Annotated in this window: 16 protein-coding genes; 9 read left to right on the forward strand and 7 right to left on the reverse strand. The window is 65.4% G+C overall.

Annotation, left to right across the window (positions count from 1 at the left end):
• The 3 genes from FXB41_RS00600 to FXB41_RS00610 all read left to right on the forward strand — a co-directional run bounded on the left by FXB41_RS00600 (window position 1) and on the right by FXB41_RS00610 (window position 1,414).
• Window positions 1–435 carry an NUDIX hydrolase gene (locus FXB41_RS00600; RefSeq protein ID WP_219678660.1) on the forward strand — a complete coding sequence of 145 codons (435 nt, stop codon included), beginning with the start codon at window positions 1–3 and terminating at the stop codon, window positions 433–435.
• 49 nt (window positions 436–484) lie between these two features.
• Window positions 485–862, forward strand: a complete 378-nt coding sequence (locus FXB41_RS00605; protein ID WP_007594891.1) for a TIGR02301 family protein — start codon at window positions 485–487, stop codon at window positions 860–862.
• Between the two features lie 285 nt (window positions 863–1,147).
• Entirely contained in the window at window positions 1,148–1,414 is a 267-nt protein-coding gene (locus tag FXB41_RS00610; protein WP_007594892.1) for a hypothetical protein, read from the forward strand.
• Between the two features lie 93 nt (window positions 1,415–1,507).
• Here FXB41_RS00610 and FXB41_RS00615 read toward each other — a convergent pair whose 3' ends face one another.
• The 5 genes from FXB41_RS00615 to FXB41_RS00635 all read right to left on the reverse strand — a co-directional run bounded on the left by FXB41_RS00615 (window position 1,508) and on the right by FXB41_RS00635 (window position 5,642).
• Entirely contained in the window at window positions 1,508–1,825 is a 318-nt protein-coding gene (locus FXB41_RS00615) for a cupredoxin domain-containing protein (RefSeq protein ID WP_219678662.1), read from the reverse strand.
• A gap of 10 nt (window positions 1,826–1,835) precedes the next feature.
• On the reverse strand, window positions 1,836–2,369 hold the full coding sequence (locus FXB41_RS00620; protein ID WP_219678664.1) for a DUF4142 domain-containing protein: 534 nt from the start codon (window positions 2,367–2,369) through the stop codon (window positions 1,836–1,838).
• Window positions 2,370–2,459: 90 nt separating this feature from the next.
• A complete protein-coding gene (locus FXB41_RS00625) occupies window positions 2,460–3,164 on the reverse strand; it encodes an RNA polymerase sigma factor (protein WP_219678666.1) in 705 nt (234 codons plus the stop codon).
• Between the two features lie 105 nt (window positions 3,165–3,269).
• Entirely contained in the window at window positions 3,270–4,139 is an 870-nt protein-coding gene (locus FXB41_RS00630) for a sulfurtransferase (RefSeq protein WP_219678668.1), read from the reverse strand.
• A gap of 168 nt (window positions 4,140–4,307) precedes the next feature.
• Window positions 4,308–5,642, reverse strand: coding sequence for a dihydroorotase (locus tag FXB41_RS00635; protein WP_219678670.1), 1,335 nt, complete (start codon window positions 5,640–5,642; stop codon window positions 4,308–4,310).
• Window positions 5,643–5,743: 101 nt separating this feature from the next.
• Here FXB41_RS00635 and ygfZ point away from each other — a divergent pair, with 101 nt between their 5' ends.
• The 6 genes from ygfZ to FXB41_RS00665 all read left to right on the forward strand — a co-directional run bounded on the left by ygfZ (window position 5,744) and on the right by FXB41_RS00665 (window position 12,463).
• Window positions 5,744–6,625: a CAF17-like 4Fe-4S cluster assembly/insertion protein YgfZ gene (ygfZ, locus tag FXB41_RS00640; RefSeq protein ID WP_219678672.1), complete on the forward strand. Its 882-nt coding sequence runs from the start codon at window positions 5,744–5,746 to the stop codon at window positions 6,623–6,625.
• Window positions 6,622–7,248: a DNA-3-methyladenine glycosylase I gene (locus FXB41_RS00645; protein ID WP_219678675.1), complete on the forward strand. Its 627-nt coding sequence runs from the start codon at window positions 6,622–6,624 to the stop codon at window positions 7,246–7,248. The genes ygfZ and FXB41_RS00645 overlap by 4 nt, the downstream gene beginning before the upstream one ends.
• Window positions 7,245–7,859, forward strand: coding sequence for a YfbR-like 5'-deoxynucleotidase (locus FXB41_RS00650; protein WP_219678677.1), 615 nt, complete (start codon window positions 7,245–7,247; stop codon window positions 7,857–7,859). Before FXB41_RS00645 ends, FXB41_RS00650 begins: the two co-directional genes overlap by 4 nt.
• Before the next feature lie 144 nt (window positions 7,860–8,003).
• Window positions 8,004–8,510, forward strand: a complete 507-nt coding sequence (locus FXB41_RS00655) for a tyrosine phosphatase family protein (RefSeq protein ID WP_219678679.1) — start codon at window positions 8,004–8,006, stop codon at window positions 8,508–8,510.
• A gap of 220 nt (window positions 8,511–8,730) precedes the next feature.
• Window positions 8,731–9,699, forward strand: coding sequence for an NUDIX hydrolase (locus FXB41_RS00660; protein WP_007594925.1), 969 nt, complete (start codon window positions 8,731–8,733; stop codon window positions 9,697–9,699).
• Between the two features lie 49 nt (window positions 9,700–9,748).
• A complete protein-coding gene (locus FXB41_RS00665; protein ID WP_219678680.1) occupies window positions 9,749–12,463 on the forward strand; it encodes a DUF2339 domain-containing protein in 2,715 nt (904 codons plus the stop codon).
• 3 nt (window positions 12,464–12,466) lie between these two features.
• On the opposite strand, the gene FXB41_RS00670 is transcribed toward FXB41_RS00665, so the two are convergent.
• Complete coding sequence (locus FXB41_RS00670) at window positions 12,467–14,155, reverse strand: methyl-accepting chemotaxis protein (protein WP_219678683.1); 1,689 nt, start codon at window positions 14,153–14,155, stop codon at window positions 12,467–12,469.
• A 287-nt stretch (window positions 14,156–14,442) separates the two neighbouring features.
• The gene (locus FXB41_RS00675; protein WP_219678684.1) at window positions 14,443–16,413 is read right to left on the reverse strand and encodes a methyl-accepting chemotaxis protein; all 1,971 of its coding nucleotides are present in this window, start codon (window positions 16,411–16,413) and stop codon (window positions 14,443–14,445) included.
• Between the last annotated feature and the right edge of the window lie 330 nt (window positions 16,414–16,743).

Below are 16,743 nucleotides of genomic sequence, written 5' to 3' on the forward strand. Positions count from 1 at the left end.
ATGGCTGCGATCGTTCAGCCGACCCGTCCCCAGATCGCGGTCAGTGCCGCGATTTTTCGTGACGGCAAGGTGCTTCTGACCCGTCGTGCACGCTCGCCGGCAAAGGGGTTCTATTCGCTGCCCGGCGGCCGGGTCGAGTTCGGCGAATCGCTGCACCAGGCGCTGGCGCGCGAGATCGACGAGGAGACCGGGCTCGATATCGACATCATTGGCCTCGCGGGCTGGCGCGAAGTGCTGCCGGCCGCGGCCGGCGCCGGCCACTACCTGATCATGTCCTTTGCCGCCCGCTGGGTGGCCCGGGAGCCGGTTCTCAACGACGAGCTCGACGACTACCGCTGGATCGCCCCGGAGGCCCTGGCGGGCCTTGGCGAGCTCAAGCTGACCGGCGGGCTGGAAGAGATCATCCAGTCGGCCCACCGGCTGATCGGCCCCTGACGGCCCGGCGCCTTGCGTCCACCGCCCCGAGGAGGCATACACCCGGCCGATGTCGATGCGATTTCTGGCCATTTTTGCCCTGATTCTCGCCTGCGCCTCGGTGCCCACGAGGGCTCAGGACGGGGCAGCGCCGTTTGACGGCGATTTGCAGCGGCTGGCGGAGATCCTCGGCGGGCTGCACTATCTGCGCGGCATCTGTGGGTCCAACGAGGGCAACAAATGGCGCAGCGAGATGCAGGCGCTGATCGATGCCGAAACCCCCGCGGGCGAACGCCGCACCCGCATGATCGCCGGCTTCAACCGCGGCTATAACGGTTTTCAGCAGACCTACCGGAGCTGCACGCCGGCCGCGACGGTGGCGATCCGCCGCTACATCGAGGAAGGCGCGAAGATCTCGCGCGATCTCACGGCGCGTTACGCGAACTGAACTACCGTCAATCACATCCAGACCTGTAAATTCCTCATCCTGAGGAGCGCGGAACGCGCGTCTCGAAGGATGAAAGGCCCGGCTGCAGCAGCGGGGCCTCTATGGTTCGAGACGCGTGCTTTGCACGCTCCTCGCCATGAGGTTGGGCATCGGGGAACCCTGTCATCGACTTTGTACACAGCCGTTAACCGTTCCTAAAGAAGTGGCCTAGCGGGCGTTAACCCGCGTGCTACACCTCTCGCACAGCGCATCGCCGTGGATTGCGCCCCAGCCCTGACGAGTTTCATGAGCCATCCAGTGTCCTACGCCCCCGCACGCGCGCCGCTGCCCGATCACGAGCAGAAACAGGCCGCACTGAGCTATCTCAACGAGGCCTGGGCCGAAGCGCGCCATGACGGCGTCGACGGCGACTGCCTGGCGCAGGCGAGCCTGTTCGCGGCCCTTGCCGAGCTGGTCGGCACCTATGGCGAGGACGCGGTGGCGAAGTTCGTCGAAGGCTTTCCTGGCCGCATCCGCAACGGCGAATTCTCGGTCGACATCTCCCGACAGTAAGTCTTTCTTCAGGCAGTAAGCCTTGCCGAAAACGCCCCCGCCACGCGGGCGGGGCCAGTTTCCGCTGCCGTCGGGAATGCGCTCCCCAGCCCGTTACGGCTCGATCTTGAGCGTCGCTTTCATGTTGGGATGATAGCGGCAGTAATAATCGACCGTGCCTGCCTTCTTGAGGACCAACGTCCCTGATTTTTTCGCCGGCAAGTTGACATCGAAATCGCCGTTCCTGGCCGTCGCGGTGTGGGCGAAGACGTCCTTGTTGATCCATTCAATGGTGTCGCCGACCTTGGCCGAAGCGTCTTTCGGCGACACTTCGAGATTCTCCATCGTGATCTCTATGGCCGCAGCGTGCGCCGGGACGGCCAACGCCACGAGCAGGACCGCTGACGCGATCGCAGACAATCGTCCCGGCATCATCGCCTCCCTATTTCAGCTCCGCCGCGATGTGCTCGGCGTGCTGCTGATGGCCCTGGAAAATTTTCAGGCCGGTCTGCAGCAGGCTCTTCAGTTCGGCATTGCTGGCGGACGGAATGAGCTGGGTTTCCAGCGCGCCATTGACGGTTTTGTGGTAGGCGACCTCGTTTGCGACGTAGGCCTTGTCGAAGGCCGCACCGCTCAGCTTGTCCAATTCGGCGAGCTTCTCGCTCGCCTGCTTCGACAGCGCCTTGCTGGTGTCGTTGTCTTCAGGCGTGACGTTCAGCTTCTTGACCAGCGCGAGCGCCTGCTTGTTGACGGCCTCGTGGTCGCGCAGCATGTCGTCGGCAAACGCCTTCACGTCCTTGTTCTTGGCTTTCTTCTGCGCCTGCTTGGCTGCGTTGATGTCGATCACACCCGCGGTGTAGGCGATATGGGCGATCTGCGGATTGGTCAGCTTGTCGGCTGCTCTGGCGCCTTGCAGCAGCGCGGGGCTCGACAACAAAATTGCAGCGGCGATCGCCGTGGTCCAACGAACGAACATGGTTTGACACTCCTGTGGTGCCGGATGTTTTACCGGCGCGTTGCTTCACAGGCGTTGGATGGAATTTTCGCGCGAACGTTCCCGAAGAATTCAGCCGCCGATGCCGAGCCGCTTCAGCACTGACACGGTCAGCCGCTCGCAGCGCCACCCGGCGAACGGGAACGCATCCATCACCACCGGACCGATCTCCTTCTCGACGTTCTCGCGCAACATGGTGCGCGCACGGTGCAGTCGCGTCTTCACGGTCTCGGGCTTGACGCCGAGCAGCTCGGCGGTCTCCTCGATGTTCATGCCTTCCATCACGCGTGCGACGAAGACCATGCGGAAGACATCCGGCAACTCATCGATGGCGCGCTCGACGACGCGCTGGATTTCACGTTGGGCCATGGTCCTTTCCGGATCGCCTGCGGGAGAAGCGGGAAATTTGATGATCTGCGCCTCGAGCGTCGCTTCGGGCACCGAGCCCAGCTCGACATGCGGCCTGGCGCCTCGCGTCCGGCCAAGCGCCTCGTTGATGGCGATGCGCGACAGCCATGTCGACAGACTGGACTCGCCGCGAAAACCGTCGAGATGGGTGAAGGCGCGGATATAGGTTTCCTGAACGACATCCTCGGCTTCGCTGTCGCTGCGCAGAATTCCGCGCGCCAGACGATAGAGCCTGCGATTGTTGGCCTGCATGATCTCGCGTAACGCGGCCTCGTCACGGCCCCGCGCCCGCTCGACCAGTTCGGCTTCCAATGTCCGGATTTCTGAAGTCTTAGCGCCGGCGGACAGGCCGGCTGCGGTCCGTGGCATGGCGGTCACCTGCTTGTTTGGCTTCGTTCCGGACATTGGATGCCGCCCCAAGGGAAAGGTTCCCAAGTTTCTGTCCTTCCCCTGGGGGAGAGACCAGGGAATGTCCTAATCCGTCTCGATCGGCAGCGCCGGATCCTTCGCCCACTCCCCCATCGAAGCATCGTACAGCGTCAGCTTGTCATAACCGAGCTGCGTCAGCAGCAGCAGATCGATCGTCGCCGAGATGCCGCCACCGCAATATAGGATGACATTCTTGTCGCAGGTGACGCCTGCCGCGGCGAATTTGGCTTCGGCATCGGCGAGCGTCGTCAGCGTCTTGTCGGCATTGGTGAGAACCGCCGCGGGAACGTTGACGCTGCCGGGAACCCGGCCGGGCCGCCCATAGCGGCTCGGCTCGAGGCCGCGATGAAACTGGGAACCGAGCGCGTTGACGATAACAGTCGCGGGATCGCCGAGCCGTGCCTTCACTGCATTCTTATCGACGAAGAAGCCTGCGCGCGGTATGGCCTTAAAGGTGGTGGCCGGATAGCCCTTCGGCGCGCCTGTCTCGACCGGCCGCCCCTCTTCCTTCCATTTGTCGAGGCCACCGTCGAGCACCCGCGCGTCAACGCCGAGCGAGCGCAGCATCCACCAGAACCGCGTCGACCACATCATGGTGCCGATGCTGTAGAGCACGACGGACTTGGACGCATCGAGGCCGTGGCGGCCGAAGGCGGTCTCCAGCTGGGCCACGTCAGGCATCATGAAGAATTGCTGCGCAGAGGCGTCGGAGAACTCGCCTTGCAGGTCGAGAAAATCGGCGCCTGGAATGTGGCCGGCCTCGAACGTCTTGTCGCCGGGCACGGCGCGATAGGGCACGTCGCTGCCCGGCGGCACCGGCTCGTTGTAGGTCGTGCAGTCGTAGAGGCGGAGATTGGGATCGCCGAGTATGGCGGCGAGTTGCTCGGTGGTGATGAGGGGTGTCGGTTGGGACATTCATTCCTCCCTCGGCGTCGTCCTGGCGAAAGCCAGGACCCATTACCACAGGATCAAGTTGTGGCGCGCAAGTGTTGGCCACAAGTCTTCGCACAAGATGCAGTCGGGGTAATGGGTCCTGGCTTTCGCCAGGACGACGCCGGGAGTGCGGAACGCTTGTGCCGCTCCCTACTGTTTCAACGTCTCCAGAAACCGCACCGGCTCACCTTGCGAGGCCGTCACGAGCTCGCCCTGCCACATCACGCGGCGGCCGCGGATGAAGGTGCCGACGGGCCAGCCGGTGACGCGCAACCCGTCATAGGGGGTCCAGCCGGCCTTGGAGGCCACCCATTTGTTGGTGATGGTCTCGCTGCGCTTGAGATCGACGACGGTGAAGTCGGCGTCGTAGCCGGCGGCGATGCGGCCCTTGCAGGCCATATTGTAGAGGCGCGCGGGGCCGGCGCTGGTGAGATCGACGAAACGCGCCAGCGACAACCGGCCCGCATTGACGTGATCGAGCATGAGCGGCACCAGCGTCTGCACGCCGGTCATGCCGGAGGGCGAGGCCGGATAGATCTTCTGCTTCTCTTCGAGCGTATGCGGGGCATGATCGGAGCCGAGCACGTCGATGATGCCCTGCTCGATGCCGCGCCAGATCCCGGCGCGATGATCGGCGCCGCGCACCGGCGGATTCATCTGCGCCAGCGTGCCGAGCCGCTCGTAGCATTCGGGCGCCACCAGCGTGAGATGATGCGGCGTCGCCTCGCAGGAGGCGACGTCCTTGTGGTCGCGCAAAAATTCGATCTCTTCCTTGGTCGAGATATGCAGCACGTGGATGCGCTTGCCCGTCTCGTGCGCGAGCTTCACCAGGCGCTGCGTCGCCATCAGCGCCGCGGTCTCGTCGCGCCACACCGGGTGCGAGCGCGTGTCGCCCTCGATACGCAGCGACTTGCGGTCGTTGAGGCGGTACTCGTCCTCGGCGTGGAACGCCGCGCGGCGGCGGATCACCTGGAAGATGCGGCGCAGGCTTTCGTCGTCTTCCACCAAGAGCGCGCCGGTCGAGGAGCCGATGAACACCTTGACGCCTGCGCAACCCGGCGCACGCTCCAGCACCGGCAGATCCTGCACGTTCTCGCGGGTACCGCCGATGAAGAAGGCGAAGTCGCAATGCATGCGGTGATGAGCGCGCTTCACCTTGTCGGTGAAGGTGGCCTCCGTCACGGTCAATGGCGCGGTGTTCGGCATCTCGAACACGGCGGTGACGCCGCCCATCACGGCGCTGCGCGAGCCGGTCTCGAGGTCTTCCTTCTGCTCCAGCCCGGGCTCGCGGAAATGCACCTGCGTGTCCATCACGCCGGGCAGGATGTGCAGGCCCTTGCAGTCGATCACCTCCGCGGCGGAAGCCTGCGACAGGGTGCCGATCTCGGCAATGCGGCCGTTGACGACGCCGATATCGCGGGCTCCCTCGCCGTCCTGGTTGACGACAGTGCCGCCCTTGAGGATCACGTCGAAACGCTGGGTCATGGCTGAAGGCCTCTCTCGTCCCCAAGCGCAGGGCTTGAGGTCTTGTCGTTTTTGCCTTGCGGGCTTACGTTCCGGAGCAACATGTCGCAAGAGATTTTCGTATGAAATCAGCGTTTCTTCCGGACCGGGGCGTGATCAAGGTCGCGGGCGAGGATGCGCGCAACTTCCTCAATGGCCTCGTCACGACCGATGTCGACAAGCTGAAGCCGGGCCTCGGCCGATTCGGCGCGCTGCTGACGCCGCAGGGCAAGATCATCGTAGATTTCCTGATCACGGAAGCGCCTGCCGGCCATGGCGGCGGGTTCCTGATCGATTGCCCGAAGCCGCTTGCCGACGGCCTCGCCACCAAGCTGAAATTCTACAAGCTGCGCGCCAAGGTCACGGTGGAAAACCTGTCCGACGATCTCGGCGTGCTCGCGGCCTGGGACGGCAAGCCTGCGGCCCAGCCCGATCTCGCCTTCGCCGATCCGCGCAATGAAGACCTCGGCACCCGCATCCTGATCCCCGAAGATCTCAAACATAAGCTGTCCGATCTGATCGGCGCCGAGCTCGTCGACGCCGCCGCCTACGAGGCCCACCGCATCGCGCTCGGCGTGCCGCGCGGCGGGCTCGATTTCACGTACAGCGATGCGTTCCCGCACGAGACCAACATGGACCGTTTGGCCGGTGTCGATTTCGACAAGGGCTGCTATGTCGGCCAGGAGGTCGTCTCGCGCATGCAGCATCGCGGCACCGCCCGCACCCGCAGCGTCAAGGTGCTGCTCGAGGACTCCTCGCCTGAGCCCGGCGTCAGCGTCATGGCTGGCGACAAGTCGGTCGGTACGATGGGCTCGTCGGCGCAGGGCAAGGGTATCGCGCTGGTGCGCATCGACCGCGTCGCTGATGCGCTCGATGCAGGACAGGCGCTGACTGCCGGTGGCCTCGCTGTGAGGCTTGCGGAACCTGAAATCGTGCGCATTCCAACCAAGCAACCCATCGCATGAGCCGTGCCCCTCGCCTGCATCCCGACGGAAAGACGCGTTGCCCCTGGCCCGGCGAAGATCCGCTCTACGTCGCCTATCACGACACGGAGTGGGGCGTGCCGGAATATGACGACCGCGCGCTCTATGAGAAGCTGATCCTCGACGGTTTCCAGGCCGGCCTGTCCTGGATCACGATCCTGCGCAAGCGCGACAATTTCCGCAAAGCTTTCGACGATTTCCAGCCGGAAAAGATCGCACGCTACAACGAGAAGAAAGTTCACGCGCTGATGAACGATGCCGGCATCGTGCGTAACAAGGCCAAGATCGACGGCGCGATATCAAGCGCGAAATCCTATCTCGACATCATGGAGAAGGGCCCCGGCTTCTCGAAATTCCTGTGGGACTTCATGGACGGAAGGCCCAAGGTCAATCATTTCAAGACCACCGCGAGCGTACCGGCCTCGACGCCGCTCTCCATGCAAATCTCCAAGGAGCTGTCCTCGCGCGGCTTCAAGTTCGTCGGCCCGACCATCGTCTATGCCTTCATGGAGGCGACCGGCATGGTCAACGATCATCTCGTCGACTGCCATTGTCACGCGAGCTGCGGCAAGACGCAGCGCAAGCCGCGCCTCAAGTCCAAATGACGGCCAGGAAGTCGTCACCCGATGTGGCGTCTCGTGCCTGGCAGCGCATGCTGTCGGGCCGGCGGCTCGATTTGCTCGATCCCTCCCCGCTCGATATCGAGATCGCCGACGTCGCGCATGGGCTGGCGCGTGTCGCCCGCTGGAACGGCCAGACCATCGGCGCACACATCTTCTCGGTCGCGCAGCATACGCTGCTGGTCGAAACCGTGATTCGGCACGAGAACCCGCGCGTGGATCTGCGCGTGCGGCTTGCCGCGCTGCTGCACGATGCGCCCGAATACGTGATCGGCGATATGATATCGCCGTTCAAGGCCGTGCTCGACGGTCATTACAAGGCAGTCGAAAAACGCCTACTCGGCGCCATCCACATCCGCTTTGGCCTGCCGCCGGTGCTGCCGGAGGAGATCACGTTGGCGATCAAGGCCGCCGATCGCGGCGCGGCCTATCTGGAGGCGACGACGCTCGTCGGCTTCAGCGAAAGCGAGTCCAGGCGCCTGTTCGGCCGCGATCCGGGCCTGCCCGACAGCGTCCGGCGCGATTATCTCACCCCCTGGACGGCTGCCCGGGCCGAGAAGCAGTTTCTGGAGCGGTTTGGCGCCGTGTTTGCGTGAACCCTATCCCTTCGTAGGGTGGGCAAAGCGAAGCGTGCCCACCAAACTGGTGGAGATGCGCAGTTGCGAAATGGTGGGCACGGCGCGATGCGCCTTTGCCCACCCTACGGGCGCTCGCTATACTCGCCGCCAAAAAGGTCCGCCATGATCCACGTCTGTTCCCTCGCCGCCCTTCCCGAAACCGTCCGCCTCACCAAGGCCAGCCACGTGCTGACCGTGATGGCCAATGTCGAGCAGGTGGCGCGGCCGGTGTCGGTGCTGCCGGCCAACCATCTCAAGGTATCGATGGACGACATCACCGAGGAGATGGACGGCTTCGTCGCGCCATCGGAAACGCATATCGAGCAGGTGCTGAACTTCGTGCGCAGCTGGGACCGCGACGCGCCGCTGGTGGTGCATTGCTATGCCGGCATCAGCCGCTCCACCGCGAGCGCGTTCGCGGCCGCTTGCGCCCTCAATCCGCATCGCGACGAGATCGAGATCGCAAAGAAGATTAGAGCGGCTTCCCCGATCGCCTCGCCGAACCGCCGCATCGTCAGCCTTGCCGACCGTGCGCTGGGACGCAACGGCCGCATGCTGCGCGCACTCGACGAGATGGGCCCGGGCGCGATGATGGTCGAGGGCCGCCCGTTCGTGATCGAGCTCGAATGACAGTTGCGCACCACAGCAGAGGTGTGCTCCCTCTCCCGCTTGCGGGAGAGGGGTGGGGAGAGGGTATCTCCGCATCGGGACAGTCCCCTAGAGGAGAAAGCCCTCACCCGGCGCTGCGCGCCGACCTCTCCCGCAAGCGGGAGAGGTTACAGCGAGCCCGCGGCGAGACCGGCTCAAACAATTGGCATACCTATCTCATCACTCACGCGATCGCCGTCGCATGAGCGAAAAGCTGCTGACGCCGATCGAGATCGGCCTGACTGCCGCGATCGTCGCGATCGAGAATCATGAACCGCTGATCCTCACCGCGCGCGACAGTGATGGACTGGCCGGCCTGCCGTTCGGCCCGTTCGATGCGCCGAGCCACCGCACTTTCGAGATCGGCCTGCGGGCCTGGGTCGAGGAACAGACGGGCCTGCGGCTCGGCTATGTCGAACAGCTCTACACGTTCGGCGATCGCGGCCGGCATGCCGAAGCCGGCGACATCGGCGCGCACATGGTGTCGATCGGCTATCTCGCACTGACGCGCGCCATCGGCGGCGAACTCGCAGCCACGAGTGCGAGCTTCGCGCCGTGGTATCGCTTCCTGCCGTGGGAGGACTGGCGCGAGGGGCCGCCCGCGATCATCGCGGACGACATCATCCCGGCATTGACCGAGTGGGCCGAAGAGGAGACGCCGGAGACGACGCGCGCACTGCCGCGCAAGGATCGCGTGCGTTTCTATTTCGGTCTCGACGGCGCGTCCTGGGACGAGGAGCGCGTGCTCGACCGCTACGAGCTCCTGTACGAGGCCGGGCTGGTCGAGGAAGCACGGCGCGACGGTCGCCCTGCGGCATTAGCGCGCAAGGCACTGCCCGCGCTCGGCACATCCATGCGCTTCGACCACCGCCGGATTCTTGCGACAGCGATCGCGCGACTGCGTGCAAAACTGAAGTATCGTCCTGTGGTCTTTGAACTTTTGCCCGCCGAGTTCACACTCACCGAATTGCAGTATACGGTGGAGGCGATCTCCGGCCGACACCTGCACAAACAAAATTTCCGCCGCCTGGTCGAAATGGAAGCCCTGGTCGAACCGACCGGGGTGATGTCGACACAGACGGGCGGACGTCCGGCGGCGCTCTACCGCTTCCGTCGCGACGTGCTCCAGGAGCGGCCCGCGCCGGGCTTGCGCGTACGCTCCCGGCGCTAACCCGAGATATGCGCGATCGGCCCCTACCCGCCGATTGCCTGGAGGCTTTATGTCTGACGGCCCGTTCGACGTCTTCGCGCTGATCATTGCGGTCATCGCTTTCATCATCGCGATCAAGGCCTCCAGCCAGGCGGCTGAGCTGCGACGACGGCTGAGCTCGCTCGAAGCGACGTTCCACGCGCAACGGCCCGTGCAGCCGCCGCGGATCCCGGCAGATGTGTGGGCTGAAGCGTCCGCGACGACTTCTGCAGCGCCGCCGCCGCTTGTGCCCCAAGCCGAACCGGGAGCCGAGGCGCCGCCCCCGCCCGTCACGGAGGATGTTTCACCGCCTCCGCTCGAAGCGAGCACCGAGGCCGACGCGCCGCCGCCGCGGCCCGCACCCGCGCCCGCGCCCGGCTTCGAGGAACGGCTCGGCACGCGCTGGGTGGTGTGGATCGGCGGCCTTGCGCTCGCGCTCGGCGGCTTCTTCATGGTGCGCTATTCGATCGAGGCCGGCCTCGTCGGCCCCGGTGTGCGCGTGTTCCTTGGCGGCGTGTTCGCGCTGGCGCTGCTTGGCGCCGGCGAATGGTCACGCCGCAAGGAGAGCATCTCCAATATCGCCGCGCTGCCGATCGCCAACATTCCCGCGATCCTCACCGCGGCCGGCACGGCGGTGGCATTTGCGACCATCTACGCGGCTTACGCGCTCTATGGATTCCTCGTCCCCGCGACCGCCTTCGTGCTGCTCGGCCTCGTCGCGCTCGGCACGCTGGCTGCGGCGCTCCTGCACGGGCCTGCGCTCGCGGGCCTCGGCGTGGTCGGCGCGTTCGTGACGCCGATCCTCGTCTCGAGCGACAAGCCGAACTATTGGGCACTCTACATCTATCTCGCCATCGTCACCGCCGCGAGCTTCGGCCTCGCCCGTATCCGGTTGTGGCGCTGGCTTGCGGTCACCACGATCGCCTTCGCCGTGCTCTGGATCTTTCCGGGGCTCGATACCAGCGACTTGCAGGTCGCGCCGCACGCTTTGCATGTGATCGCAGGCTTCGTTCTTGCCGCTCTTCTCGTCGTCTGCGGCTTCATGTTCGGCCCGACGATCGAGGACGGTGAGATCGAGCCGGTCTCGTCGGGCTCGCTCGGTGCCTATCTGTTCGGCGCGATGCTGATCGTGCTGTCGAGCGCGCATGCGGACCTGGCGCTGATCGCCTTCACGCTGCTCGTCGGCGCGACGCTGCTTGTCGCCTGGCGCGCGCCGGCGGCCACCGGCGCGCTCGGCGCGGCCGCCGCGACCGTCTTCATCGTGTTCGCCGAATGGGCGGTGCGCGCCAATCCCGACATGCTGGTGCTGCCGGGCGGCCCCATCGCCGGCATCGCGCCGACGGCGATCGACAGCGCGGTGACGCTACATCTGGTGATGGCAGCGATCTTCGCCGCCGGCTTCGGCATCGCGGGCTTCCTCGCGCAGGGCCGTTCGAACTCGGCGATCATTCCGGTGGTGTGGTCGGTCGCGGGTGTCGCGACGCCGATCGCGATCCTGGTCGCGCTCTACGCACGCATCGCGCATCTCGACCGCTCGATCCCGTTCGCCATCCTCGCGGTACTGCTCGCCGCCGCCTTCGGCGCTGCCACCGAGGCGCTTGCGCGCCGCGAGACCCGGCCGGGCGCCATGATCTCCACGGCCTTGTTCGCGACCGGCACGCTCGGTGCGCTGGCGCTGGCGCTGACATTTGCGCTGGAGAAGGGCTGGCTCACGATCGCACTGGCGCTGATGTCGCTCGGCACCGCCTGGATCTCGATGCAGCGGCCGATCCCGTTCCTGCGCTGGCTGGCCGCGATCTTCGCAGGCCTGGTCACCGCTCGGATCGGCTATGATCCACGCATCGTCGGCGACGCCGTCGGAACCACGCCGATCTTCAACTGGCTGTTGTGGGGCTACGGCGTGCCGGCGGCATCGTTCTGGGCGGCGAGCCTGTTCCTGCGCCGCCGCGGCGACGACGCCCCGTTGCGCATGATCGAGAGCGCCGCGATCCTGTTCACCGCACTGCTCGCCTTCATGGAGATCCGGCACTTTGCGACCGGCGGCGACGTGACGTCGGCACCGTCGCTGCTCGAATGCGCGCTGCAGGTCAGCGTCATGCTCGCCATGGCGATCGGGCTGGAGCGTCTGCGGCAGCGCAGCCGCAGCATCGTGCACAATGTCGGCGCGGTCGTGCTCACGGCGATCGCCGGGCTCGTGGGCGTGTTCGGCCTCTTGATCCTGGAGAACCCGCTGCTGTGGCGCACCGACGTCGGCGGCGCCGTGTTCAACCTGCTGCTGCTCGGCTACGCGCTGCCAGCGGTGCTGATGCTGCTGCTGTCATATGCCGTGGCCGGCGAACGCGGCAAGGCCTACGCCAACACGATTGCGGGCGGCGCGCTGCTGTTCGCGCTGACCTATGTCACGCTGGAGATCCGCCGCTTCTATCACGGCCCGATCCTCTCCTCCGGGGAGACGACGGGCGCCGAGCAATATACCTATTCGATCGGCTGGCTCGGCTTCGGCGTGGTGCTGCTCGGCGTCGGCATTCTCGTCAATTCGGAGCGGGCGCGGCTGGCGTCGGCCGTCGTGATCGCGTTGACGATCCTGAAGGCCTTCGTCATCGACATGTCGACGCTGACGGGCGTCTACCGCGCGCTGTCCTTCATGTGCCTCGGCATCGTGCTGGTCGCGATCGGCTGGCTCTACCAGCGTATCCTGTTCCGGCGGCAGGTCGCACCGCCGCCGGCTCCGCAGACGAGCATTTGAGGCTCACGCCGCGCGAACCGATTCCAGGAATTGCGCGACCTCGACCTTGAGACGGGTGCTGTCGGTCGCGAGCGATTTCGCCGCCGACAGCACCTCGTTCGAAGCTTCGCCGGTCTCGAACGCACCCCGCTGCACATCGGTGATGTTCGACGAGACCTCCTGCGTGCCGACCGAGGCCTGCTGGACGTTACGCGAGATTTCCTGCGTGGCCGCGCCCTGCTGCTCGACGGCGGCGGCGATGGCCGCAGCCACCTCGGACAGCCGCTCGATGGTGCCGCCAATCTCCTGGATGGCACTGACCGATTCCTGCGTCGCTGCTTGGATGCCCGAGACCTGCGCCCCGATCTCACCGGTCGCCTTTGCCGTCTGCTCGGCCAGCGCCTTGACCTCGGAGGCGACGACCGCGAATCCGCGGCCCGCTTCACCGGCACGCGCGGCCTCGATGGTCGCGTTCAGCGCCAACAGATTGGTCTGGCCCGCGATGGTGTTGATGAGTTCGACGACGTCGCCGATGCGGGACGCCGCCTGCGACAGCGCGTTGACGCGGTCGTTGGTCCGCGCCGCCTGCTCGACGGCCTCCGCCGCCATCCGCGCCGAATCCTGCACGCGGCGGCTGATCTCGGTGATGGAGGACGACAGCTCCTCCGAAGCGGATGCCACCGCCTGGACGTTGGTCGAGGCTTCCTCGGAGGCGGCTGCGACGACGGTCGCGAGTTCCTGTCCGCGCTGCGCGGTGTTGGTCAGCGTCGAGGCGGAGGCCTCGAGCTCGGTGGAGGCCGAGGACACGGTCCCGACGACTTCGCCGATCATGGCTTCGAACTTGCGGGTGATGGCGTCGACACGGCGGCCGCGTTCGATCTTGGCTTCGGCGTCGCGCGCAGCGGCCTCGTCGGCAGCCTTCTTGGCGATCAGCGCCTCCTTGAAGATCTGCAGCGCATCCGCCATCGAGCCGATCTCGGTCCGCTCGCCGCGATGCGGCACCTCGGCCGAAAGGTCGCCTTCGCCGAGCGACTGCATCGGGCGGATGATCGAGGCAATGCCACGGGAAACGTCGCGCACGAGATAATAGGCGGCGCCGATCGCGATCACGACCGAGAGCACGATGATGCCGACCAGCACGCGGAAGATCATGGCATAGCTGTCAGCGGCCTGCTTGGTCTCCAGCTCGGCGCCGCGATTGTTCATCTCGATGCCCTTCTGAAGCAGCGGGTCGGCGGCCTGGGCCATCTTCGCGACCTTGGTCTGCAACAGCTCGTTAGCGTCGGCTGGGAAACGGCCGACGCCCTTGCGCGACAACGCCATCACGTCCTGCACGCCGTTCAGATACTCGGCCCACGCCGTGCTCCATTGCCCATAGAGCGAGCGCTCCTCGGCGGAGGTGATCAGCGGCTCGTAGACCTTGCGGGTCTGGTCGATGCGCGCGCGCAGCGAGGCCAAGCGCTTCTCGGCGGCGTCCTTGCCCTCGACGCTGTCCTGCATCAGATGCAGACGGAGCGCCACGCGCAGCTCGTTGATGTCGGCGCGAAGCGAGCCAAGCGCGCGCACGCTGGGCAGCCAGCTCTCCGCAATCTCGACCGTATGGGAATTGATGTTCTGCATGGTGCCGATCGCCGTCACGCCGACACCGGCGAGCGAAAGAACGAGGACCGACAGCACGGCCAGAAGCTTGAAGACGATCGACAATTTCGACATCACGACAAATCCCGATGTTACCTGACAACGCGCAAATCATTTGCGCCGTGATCGCCACGACGGTGGGGAGACGGATGTCAGTTCAACAATGCTGGCTGGTTCTTATCCCGTGAGATTGCACACATAGTCGCAAGCAGGCGTTAACAGGGACCTACGTAAAATTACGGGACACTTCCGACAGTCGCTATTTCTCATGCAACCATTTGTTGCAGCTCGCAGCCACCTCATGCTGCCACGCGCAGCGTGTCCGCTTGCGCCGCAACATGCGACCAACGCGGCAGCGGCTGTCACGCCACCCGTACCGATTCCAGGAAGCGCGCGACCTCGCTCTTCAGCCGGTTGCTCTCCTGCGAAAGGGATTGCGCAGCCGAATGCACCTGCGCCGAGGCAGCCCCGGTTTCGCCTGCGCCGCGCTGGACGTGGCCGATATTCGCTGAGACTTCGGAGGTGCCATTCGCGGCGTGCTGGATGTTGCGGGAGATCTCCTGCGTGGCGGCGCCCTGCTCCTCGACCGCGGCCGCGATGGTCGACGAGATCTCCGACATCCGCGCGATGGTGTCGCCGATCTCCTTGATCGCCCCGGCTGAGTCTTGCGTTGCGGTCTGGATCGCACCGATGTGCTGGCTGATCTCGCCGGTCGCTTTCGCAGTCTGCTCGGCGAGCGCCTTGACTTCAGTCGCGACCACGGCAAAACCCTTGCCGGCCTCGCCCGCTCGCGCCGCTTCGATCGTCGCGTTGAGCGCCAGCAGATTGGTCTGGCTGGCGATGGTGTTGATCAGCTCGACCACGTCGCCAATGCGGGAAGCGGCCTTGGTCAGCTCGGCGACGCGCGCATTGGTGCGCTGGGCCTGCTCGACGGCGACATCGGCGACACGCGCCGATTCCTGCACCTGACGGCTGATCTCGGAGATCGAGGAGGTCATTTCCTCGCTCGCTGAAGACACCGACTGCACGTTCGCGGAGGCCTCTTCGGAGGCGGCCGCCACGACGGTGGCAAGCCCGTTGCCGCGCTCGGCGGCCTGCGTCAGCGTGTTCGAAGACGCCTCGAGCTCGGTTGCAGCCGATGAAACAGTATCGATGATCTCGCCGACCGCGCCTTCGAAATTATCGGCGAGCCGGTGCATGTCGGCCTTACGCTGCTGGCGCCCGCGCGCCTCGGCATCGATCTGCTCGACGCGCAGCCGCTCGGCCTCCACCATGTTGGTCCTGAACACCTCGACGGCACCGGCCATCTCGCCGATCTCGTCCCTGCGCCCGATGCCGGGAACGGAAATCGAAAGCTCGCCGCGCGCAAGCCGCGTCATCGCACCGACCATGCCGGCAAGCGACTTCGAGATCGAACGCCCCAGAAGGAAGCCGACTGCGGCGAGCACTACGACGGTGACGCCGAAGGCGACCATCATCCATATGCGCACGGCATCGCGGGTCGCGGCTTCCCCAAATTCGGCCTGCTTGTACAGGCCTTCAACTGTATTGCGTACCTCGACCATACCCGGCTCGAGCTCGCGGAAGGTCTTCATCATGCTGGCGTCAAGGGCTGCGCTCTGCCGTGCAGTGTCGGCCCACGCCGCGAACTCGGACTGGTATTTCTGCAGCTTGGCCGTGATGTCGTTCATCACCGCCGTAGGGACCGCGACAACCTCTATCGCCTTGGAGAATTCAACTGCGGCCTTCTTCATCTCGGCGATGTATTTTGGGTCGCGCCGCAGCATGAAATCCTTCTCATGCCGGCGCATCATCAGCATCCAGCTCGTGGACCTGGGATCGTCGATCTCCTTGAGCTTGGCCTCAATGTCGTGCACGGCGGCGCGGAGCGAGCCGGAGAGGCCCAGCGTCTCGTTCAGGCCGAGCCGGGTCTCCGCGGCCACCAATGCGCCGAAGTCCGACGCGTATCGCTTGAAGCCGTCATGCGCCTGCTTCATCCGGTCGGACAGCGCGCCCATGCCGCCGGCCGCAACCAGCCGCTCGATCTCCTCGAAGTCGCGGTTGATCGGGCCGATCAATTCGGCATGGGCCTTGGCGTAGCTTTCGTTGCGGCGCTGCTGGAAGTTCTTCTCGTCCCGGCGAGCCTCCAGCATCTCGATCGAGAGCTGCTTGTCGATGTCGGCGATCGCACGAGCCCGGTTGGCAATCTCGCGAGAGGCGTCCTGGGAGAGACTGCCGATCTCGTAGATCGCGCCGAAGGCGACGAGGCCCAACAATCCGAACAGTCCGATCGCCATGACCTTGTGGGCGAGGCGAATGGAAGGGCCGCTCATGAGTGTGCTCCAATACGTCGATACGCAATACGTGAGGGCGACTCAGCGCCCGGAATATTGCGGGGATCATGACTGCATCGGTTTTCCGGAAAGTTAACCCTGCGCGGTCTTCGTCGCGGCGCCGCAATATGCACGCGCGCAAACGCCGCGCTTCTACGCGCGGCGGTTGCAGTTCTCTCAGAGATATGCGCCCGTCAGGCCGCGCGCACGGTGTCGAGGAATTTGCCGACCTCGAGCTTGAGGCGGTTGCTGTCGCCGGACAGCGACTGTGCCGCTGCCAGCACCTGCGAGGATGCCGATCCAGTTTCGCCCGCGCCGCGCTGCACGTCG

It is taken from the genome of Bradyrhizobium canariense, assembly GCF_019402665.1.
Classification (GTDB): Bacteria; Pseudomonadota; Alphaproteobacteria; order Rhizobiales; family Xanthobacteraceae; genus Bradyrhizobium; species Bradyrhizobium canariense.

Excerpts from the sequence above, each read along its gene's own strand:
- FXB41_RS00600 (WP_219678660.1), top strand. The coding sequence starts at position 1 with ATGGCTGCGATCGTTCAGCCGACCCGTCCCCAGATCGCGGTCAGTGCC.
- FXB41_RS00605 (WP_007594891.1), top strand. The coding sequence starts at position 485 with ATGTCGATGCGATTTCTGGCCATTTTTGCCCTGATTCTCGCCTGCGCC.
- FXB41_RS00610 (WP_007594892.1), top strand. The coding sequence starts at position 1,148 with ATGAGCCATCCAGTGTCCTACGCCCCCGCACGCGCGCCGCTGCCCGAT.
- FXB41_RS00615 (WP_219678662.1), bottom strand. The coding sequence starts at position 1,825 with ATGCCGGGACGATTGTCTGCGATCGCGTCAGCGGTCCTGCTCGTGGCG.
- FXB41_RS00620 (WP_219678664.1), bottom strand. The coding sequence starts at position 2,369 with ATGTTCGTTCGTTGGACCACGGCGATCGCCGCTGCAATTTTGTTGTCG.
- FXB41_RS00625 (WP_219678666.1), bottom strand. The coding sequence starts at position 3,164 with ATGCCACGGACCGCAGCCGGCCTGTCCGCCGGCGCTAAGACTTCAGAA.
- FXB41_RS00630 (WP_219678668.1), bottom strand. The coding sequence starts at position 4,139 with ATGTCCCAACCGACACCCCTCATCACCACCGAGCAACTCGCCGCCATA.
- FXB41_RS00635 (WP_219678670.1), bottom strand. The coding sequence starts at position 5,642 with ATGACCCAGCGTTTCGACGTGATCCTCAAGGGCGGCACTGTCGTCAAC.
- ygfZ (WP_219678672.1), top strand. The coding sequence starts at position 5,744 with ATGAAATCAGCGTTTCTTCCGGACCGGGGCGTGATCAAGGTCGCGGGC.
- FXB41_RS00645 (WP_219678675.1), top strand. The coding sequence starts at position 6,622 with ATGAGCCGTGCCCCTCGCCTGCATCCCGACGGAAAGACGCGTTGCCCC.
- FXB41_RS00650 (WP_219678677.1), top strand. The coding sequence starts at position 7,245 with ATGACGGCCAGGAAGTCGTCACCCGATGTGGCGTCTCGTGCCTGGCAG.
- FXB41_RS00655 (WP_219678679.1), top strand. The coding sequence starts at position 8,004 with ATGATCCACGTCTGTTCCCTCGCCGCCCTTCCCGAAACCGTCCGCCTC.
- FXB41_RS00660 (WP_007594925.1), top strand. The coding sequence starts at position 8,731 with ATGAGCGAAAAGCTGCTGACGCCGATCGAGATCGGCCTGACTGCCGCG.
- FXB41_RS00665 (WP_219678680.1), top strand. The coding sequence starts at position 9,749 with ATGTCTGACGGCCCGTTCGACGTCTTCGCGCTGATCATTGCGGTCATC.
- FXB41_RS00670 (WP_219678683.1), bottom strand. The coding sequence starts at position 14,155 with ATGTCGAAATTGTCGATCGTCTTCAAGCTTCTGGCCGTGCTGTCGGTC.
- FXB41_RS00675 (WP_219678684.1), bottom strand. The coding sequence starts at position 16,413 with ATGAGCGGCCCTTCCATTCGCCTCGCCCACAAGGTCATGGCGATCGGA.